General features: G+C 68.7%; 7 protein-coding genes. All 7 read right to left on the bottom strand.

The annotated features are described in order from the left end of the window. Window positions 1-74 precede the first annotated feature (74 nt). The gene (locus tag HOP12_10070) at window positions 75-866 is read right to left on the bottom strand and encodes an NTP transferase domain-containing protein (GenBank protein NOT34503.1); all 792 of its coding nucleotides are present in this window, start codon (window positions 864-866) and stop codon (window positions 75-77) included. 55 nt (window positions 867-921) lie between these two features. Continuing rightward, window positions 922-1,770, bottom strand: coding sequence for a pantoate--beta-alanine ligase (locus tag HOP12_10065; GenBank protein ID NOT34502.1), 849 nt, complete (start codon window positions 1,768-1,770; stop codon window positions 922-924). A gap of 35 nt (window positions 1,771-1,805) precedes the next feature. After that, entirely contained in the window at window positions 1,806-2,570 is a 765-nt protein-coding gene (gene panB / locus HOP12_10060; protein NOT34501.1) for a 3-methyl-2-oxobutanoate hydroxymethyltransferase, read from the bottom strand. A 68-nt stretch (window positions 2,571-2,638) separates the two neighbouring features. Continuing rightward, window positions 2,639-3,289, bottom strand: coding sequence for a deoxynucleoside kinase (locus HOP12_10055; protein NOT34500.1), 651 nt, complete (start codon window positions 3,287-3,289; stop codon window positions 2,639-2,641). 7 nt (window positions 3,290-3,296) lie between these two features. After that, window positions 3,297-3,791, bottom strand: coding sequence for a 2-amino-4-hydroxy-6-hydroxymethyldihydropteridine diphosphokinase (folK, locus tag HOP12_10050; GenBank protein ID NOT34499.1), 495 nt, complete (start codon window positions 3,789-3,791; stop codon window positions 3,297-3,299). After that, window positions 3,788-4,147: a dihydroneopterin aldolase gene (folB, locus tag HOP12_10045; protein NOT34498.1), complete on the bottom strand. Its 360-nt coding sequence runs from the start codon at window positions 4,145-4,147 to the stop codon at window positions 3,788-3,790. The genes folK and folB overlap by 4 nt, the downstream gene beginning before the upstream one ends. Before the next feature lie 204 nt (window positions 4,148-4,351). After that, a partial coding sequence (locus HOP12_10040; protein ID NOT34497.1) for a hypothetical protein occupies window positions 4,352-5,696 on the bottom strand: 1,345 nt, incomplete at its 5' end.

Below are 5,696 nucleotides of genomic sequence, written 5' to 3'. Positions count from 1 at the left end.
CGACCGGCGGGTTCGCGAGCGCGGCGCCGCTGCGTGCGCGCACTCGTGAACCCGCCGGTCGGGCGCGCGCCACGTCAGCTCCCGGCGCGCGGCAGGGTGCCCGAACCCTGCATCTGGAAATACAGGCGCTCGGCTTCGGCGAGCTGATCGGGCGTGTTGATGCCGAGCAGCTCGCGATGGTCGGGCGCGCACCGCACCGCGGCCTTGCGACCGTCGGCGAGCAGCAAGCGGATCGTATCGGTCAGGTAGTACTCGCCCTGCGAGTTGCTGGCCGTCAGGCGGCCCAGCACGCCGCTGAGGGCTCGATAGTCGAACGCGTAGTTGCCGGAGTTGATCTCGTCGATCGCGCGCTGCTCGGGGGTCGCATCGCGTTGCTCGACGATTCCGGCGATCGCGTCTTCCGCTCCGCCGGAAACGCGCAGGATTCGCCCGTAGCCGCCCGGGTCCGGGACCTTCGCCGACAGCACGGTCGCCGCGGCCCCCGAGGCGTGATGTCCCTCGAGCAGCTCGTGCAGAATCGGCGCGCGCAGCAAGGGTGTGTCGCCGCACACGATCAGCAGCGTTCCGCTGAAGTCCTCGAGTGCCGGGCCCGCCACCAGCACCGCGTGACCCGTGCCGCGCTGTTCCGCCTGCACCACCCACTCGAGTTCCGGGCTCGGAAACGCCGCACGCACCCGCTCCCGCTGATGCCCGATCACCACCAGCGTGCGCCCCACCCCGAGCTGACGAAGGGCCGCGAGCACGTGATCGAGCAGCGGCCGGCCGGCCATCGGGTGCAAAACCTTCGGCAGGTCGCTGTTCATGCGGGTTCCCTGCCCGGCCGCGAGCACCAGCGCGGCGACGTCCGAATGACGGAATGCGGTCACGAGTTCGCCCTCACGATGATTCGCGAACGGCAGGCGCGGGACGCGGTCGCTCCACTCAACGCGGCTCCCATTCGAAGTTGTCGATCAATCGCGTGGCGCCGACGCGGGCCGCGACCGCCACCAGCACGCGACCGCTCACTCGCGTCACGGGTTCGAGCGTGCTCGCATCCACAACGGCCACGTAGTCCTCGCGCACCAGCGGAAAGTCGCGCCACAACTTGCGCACGGCGTTCTGAATCCGCAGCGCCGAGCGCTCGCCACCGGCGAGGCGCCGCCGCGCCTCGCGCAGTCCCCGCGACAGCGCCAGCGCCTGACGTCGCTCGGTGACCGAGAGATACGCATTGCGCGAAGACAACGCGAGTCCATCCGGCTCACGAGTGGTCTCGCCGCGCCGCACCATCACGGCGAGATCCAGATCGGCGACCATCTGTTCGATCACGCGCGCCTGCTGGGCATCTTTCTGGCCGAGCCACAGGACGTCCGGCTGCACGATCAGGAGCAGTTTCGCCACCACCGTGCAGACTCCATCGAAGTGACCGGGGCGCGCCGCCCCCTCGAGTCCGTCGGTGAGTCCGGTGACGCGCACCCGGGTGCGATGCCCGGACGGATACAGGTCATCGACCTCGGGCGTCCACAGCAGATCGACGGCCGCCTCCTCGAGCTGCGCGCGATCGCGCACGAGCGGACGCGGGTAGCGGCGATAGTCTTCGCGCGGCCCGAACTGCAGCGGGTTGACGAAAATGCTGGCAACCACCCGATCCGCCGAGCGCCGCGCGCGCGCGACCAGGCTCAGGTGCCCGGCATGAATCGCTCCCATCGTGGGTACGAACGCAATGCGGTCTCCCGCGCGGCGCCACGCGGCGATCGCCAGTCGCACCGTCGAGCTCTCGCGCACCATCCGCATGCGGGCGGGGCGCCGCGGTTTCGCTTTCGCCGGGCTCAATAGGATTCCTCGGCATTCGGGAACTTGCGCGCCTTGACGTCCGCCACGTAGCGAACGAACGCGTCCCGCATGGTGTCCGCCAGAGCAGCGTAGCGACGAACGAACTTGGGCGCGCGTCCGAGATAGAGACCCAACAGGTCGTGGGTGACGAGCACCTGACCGTCGCACTCCACACCGGCGCCGATGCCGATGGTGGGAACCGGGATCTCGCGTGTGACCTGTGCTCCGAGCCGCGCTGGAATGCCCTCGAGCACGATCGCGAAGCAGCCGGCTGCCGCCAGCGCGTGCGCGTCCCGCACCAGTCGCTCCTGGTCGGCTTCGCCGCGCGCCTGCACCTTGTGACCGCCAAAAGCGAGCACCGACTGAGGCGTGAGCCCGAGGTGTCCGACGACCGGGATCCCGATCTCGACGATGCGACGAATCGCAGCGGCGGTGCGTTCACCACCCTCGAGCTTGACCGCATCGGCGCCGCCTTCCTGCACCAGCCGGCCGGCGTTCAGTACCGCCTGTTCGACGCTCACCTGGTACGACATGAACGGCATGTCGGCGACCACCATGGCGGTCGGCCTGGCCCGGACCACGGCGCGCGTGTGGTGGAGAATGTCCTCGACCGTGACCGGCAGCGTGTTCTCGTAGCCGAGCACGACGGTGCCGAGGCTGTCGCCGATCAGCAGCATCTCGACGCCGGCCTCGTCCGCGATTCGCGCGGTCGGGTAGTCGTAGGCGGTCACCATGGTGATCGGATCTCCGCGCTGCTTCATCTCGACGATGCGCGGCGCGGTCAGTCGCGGGCGTGGCGCCGACGCGGCAGTAAGAGGAGGAATGCTGCTCACGGCGCTCCTCCGCGCTCGATCGGCGTGTAGTACGTGGTGCCCTGCCGATGCGTGAGGATGCGGCGGCGCAGATCCTCGAAATCCTCGGGACGATTCACGAAGTCGATCGTGCTGGTGTTCACCACCAGCAGCGGCGCATCGGTGTAGTGGAAGAAGTAGTGGTTGTACGCATCGCTCAGCGACTGGATGTAGGCGCGCTCCATGTCGCGCTCGAACGAGCGCCCGCGCCTGGCGATGCGTTCCATCAGGACCTCGGTGTTGCTCTGCAGGTAGACCACCACGTCGGGCTTCACCACGTCGAGCTCGAGCCAGCCCACCAGTCGTTCGTAGAGCGCCAGCTCGCGCTCGGACAGGTTGAGCGACGCGAAGATCCGATCCTTCTGGAACAGGTAGTCGGACACCAGCCGGTCGCTGAACAGGTCGGTTTGCCTGAGGCCGCGCTGCTGCTGGTAGCGGCTGAACAGGAAGTGCATCTGGGTCTGAAACGCATAGTGCTCACGATCGCGGTAGAAATCCTTGAGAAACGGATTCTCTTCGACTTCCTCCAGCACCAGTTGCGCCTCGAGATGTTCGCTCAGGAGTTTCGACAGGCTGGTCTTGCCGACTCCGATCACGCCCTCGATGACGATATAGCGATTCTCGAGCATCCGCGGCTCAGTTCCAGATTCGAGTGCCGTGCTTGGCCGGGGGCCGCACCTTGAGTCGCGCGAGGTGCTCCGTGACCGTTTCGCCCGTCACCGGATGCGTCAGCGTCGGGTCGAGTTCGACCAGCGGAGCCAGCACGAATGCGCGACGCAGCATCTCGGGATGCGGCAGTTGCAGGTCGGACTCCTCGAGCACCAGGTCACCGTACAGCAGCAGGTCGAGGTCGATGGTGCGCGGTCCCCAACGCACCGAACGCACGCGACCGAGGCGCTTCTCGATCAGCATCAGATTCCAGAGCAGCTGACGCGCGGTGAGTCCGGTGTCGAGGTGCGCAACCCCGTTCAGGAAATTCGGCTGCTCGACCTCGCCGACCGGCTCCGTGTCGTAGAGCGAGGACACCCGGATCACGCGCGTGTCCGGCAGTGCCGCGAGCGCCTCGATGGCCGCGCGCAACTGGGCCTCACGATCACCGAGATTCGCGCCGAGCCCCACGTACGCCATCATTTCGCGCGCTCCCGCGTGACTTCGATCACCGCCCGGCCTCCGGTCGTCCAACCGAGGTTCTGCTTGGAGATCCGTACCCGAACGCGCCGCACCGGAAACCGCTCGAGGATCGTCTCGGCGGTGGTCGCGGCGAGCATCTCGAGCAGATGAAAACTCTGGTCCTCGACGACTTCGCGAACCGTGCGGTACAACCGATCGTAGTCGACCGCGTCGACGAGCCGGTCGCTGCGTTCCGCCGCATCGTCGACCGGCACCAGCTCGAGATCGACCTCGAGCCGCTGGCCGGCTTCCTTCTCGTAGGGCCTCGCGCCGTGGTGACCGAACACCGACAGACCCTCGAGGCGAATGATCGCCATGACACCCTTTCCACGCGGGCGGGCCATGAAGCCCGCCACGATCGCCGGCGCGCGGGCACCGGGCGCGGAATGCGGGCCGGGGAGCGAGCGTCGACGCCGACCGCGCGAGGACGAGTCCATGCGTGCGGCGGCGTGGCAGTCTAGGAAGGCGACTCGAAGGGGGTCAAGCCGGTCGGCGGGCGGCGACTTGCATTGTGGAGCGCGTCAGCGTCCGGTCGGGCGATCGAAGCGACCGAATCGTCCCGACGATCGCGGCACGTCGGGCGGCGCCGTGACGCCTACGCGGGAGAGCCCAGCACGCGCCACTCCATAAGTAGGCTCGCGCAAGCCGTCGCGCAGCGCCTGAGCGTAGACGACTCGCGCTCGATCGACGTCGCCCTGCCGCTCGTACGCGAGCCCGAGCCAGGCGAGATCTTCGTTGGCGTGCGTGAGTCCGGCGGCGGCGGCCAGCTCGAACGAGGCCTGACGTGTGAGCCCGACTTCGATGAGAGCGCGTCCCAGTCGCCGATGCGCGGTCGAGTCGGCGGCGTCACTCCATGCTGCGCGCATCGCGGGCTCGAGCCGCGCCCGGAGCGAATCGGCACGTGCGGTCGGCAGTCCATAGAGCAGGCGCGCCAGCAGCTGCTCGGGCGGCGGCGTGAAGCCGAGTCGCTTCGCCTCGTTCCAGGCGCTGCGCGCCTCGGCCGCTCGCCCCGCGGCCGCGAGTGCGAGCGCCATCGGGTACTGGATCTCCGGCTCCCCCGGCATCTCCTGTGCGGCGGCAACGAACCCCGCTGCCGCGACCTCCGGCCGGCCGGCGAACAGCAGGCCTTCGGCCAGACGTGCGCGCGTCGCCGGCTGCACGGGCTCGAACAGGAAGCGCTCACTCGCCGCGTCGAAGCGCAACAGTCCGAATGAACCGGCGGCATCCTCGGGCGTCATGAGTTCGATCGGTTGCACGTGAATCGAGGTGTCGCGACATGCGACTCGCGCTCCTGGACCCATCACGGTCGTCAGCGTGACATCGGTCGGGACATTGAGAGCGAAAGTACGCGGCAGCGCCACGAGGCCCGCGCAGGCCGGCTCGAGCGAATGCATCAGCCGCATGGTGAGCTGGCCGTTGTCGCGGAAGAACGAATAGCCGGCGTGCGCGTGGCGCGCGAGGCCGAGCGCTTCGGCCTGTGGCTCGTAGAAGCCATTCGCCCCCCAGTGCGACAACGCGAGCGCTCCGATCGCGGCGACCGAAGTGCCGCGCGGCAGCCGGGCGAGTACGAAACCCCCGAGCAGTGAGGCACCGAGGGCCGCGATCACGAAGAAGTAGCCACGCCGCAACTCGCTCACCGCCCCGACCGGGAGCATGCCGATGAAGACGAATGCGATGCCGAGCCACAGCAGCCGGCGCGGCTCGAGCCGTTCCGCCGCCTCCGCGGGCTCCGAATGCTCCCCGCGCAATACCCGCTCCGCTGCCCACGCCGCCGCGATCGCAGTGACGGTCACGAACGCGGTCAGCGCGAACGAATCCCGCAACGCAGCGCCGATACCCGCGAGCGCGTGCGGCGGCCACCACGTC

Source organism: Candidatus Eisenbacteria bacterium (assembly GCA_013140805.1).
Lineage (GTDB): Bacteria > Eisenbacteria > RBG-16-71-46 > RBG-16-71-46 > RBG-16-71-46 > JABFRW01.
This window is presented reverse-complemented; position numbering and strand designations above follow the sequence as displayed.

What these genes read in the sequence shown, in the direction of transcription:
- HOP12_10065 (NOT34502.1), bottom strand. Translation starts at nt 1,770, where the DNA reads ATGCGGATGGTGCGCGAGAGCTCGACGGTGCGACTGGCGATCGCCGCG.
- panB (NOT34501.1), bottom strand. Translation starts at nt 2,570, where the DNA reads ATGAAGCAGCGCGGAGATCCGATCACCATGGTGACCGCCTACGACTAC.
- HOP12_10055 (NOT34500.1), bottom strand. Translation starts at nt 3,289, where the DNA reads ATGCTCGAGAATCGCTATATCGTCATCGAGGGCGTGATCGGAGTCGGC.
- folK (NOT34499.1), bottom strand. Translation starts at nt 3,791, where the DNA reads ATGATGGCGTACGTGGGGCTCGGCGCGAATCTCGGTGATCGTGAGGCC.
- folB (NOT34498.1), bottom strand. Translation starts at nt 4,147, where the DNA reads ATGGCGATCATTCGCCTCGAGGGTCTGTCGGTGTTCGGTCACCACGGC.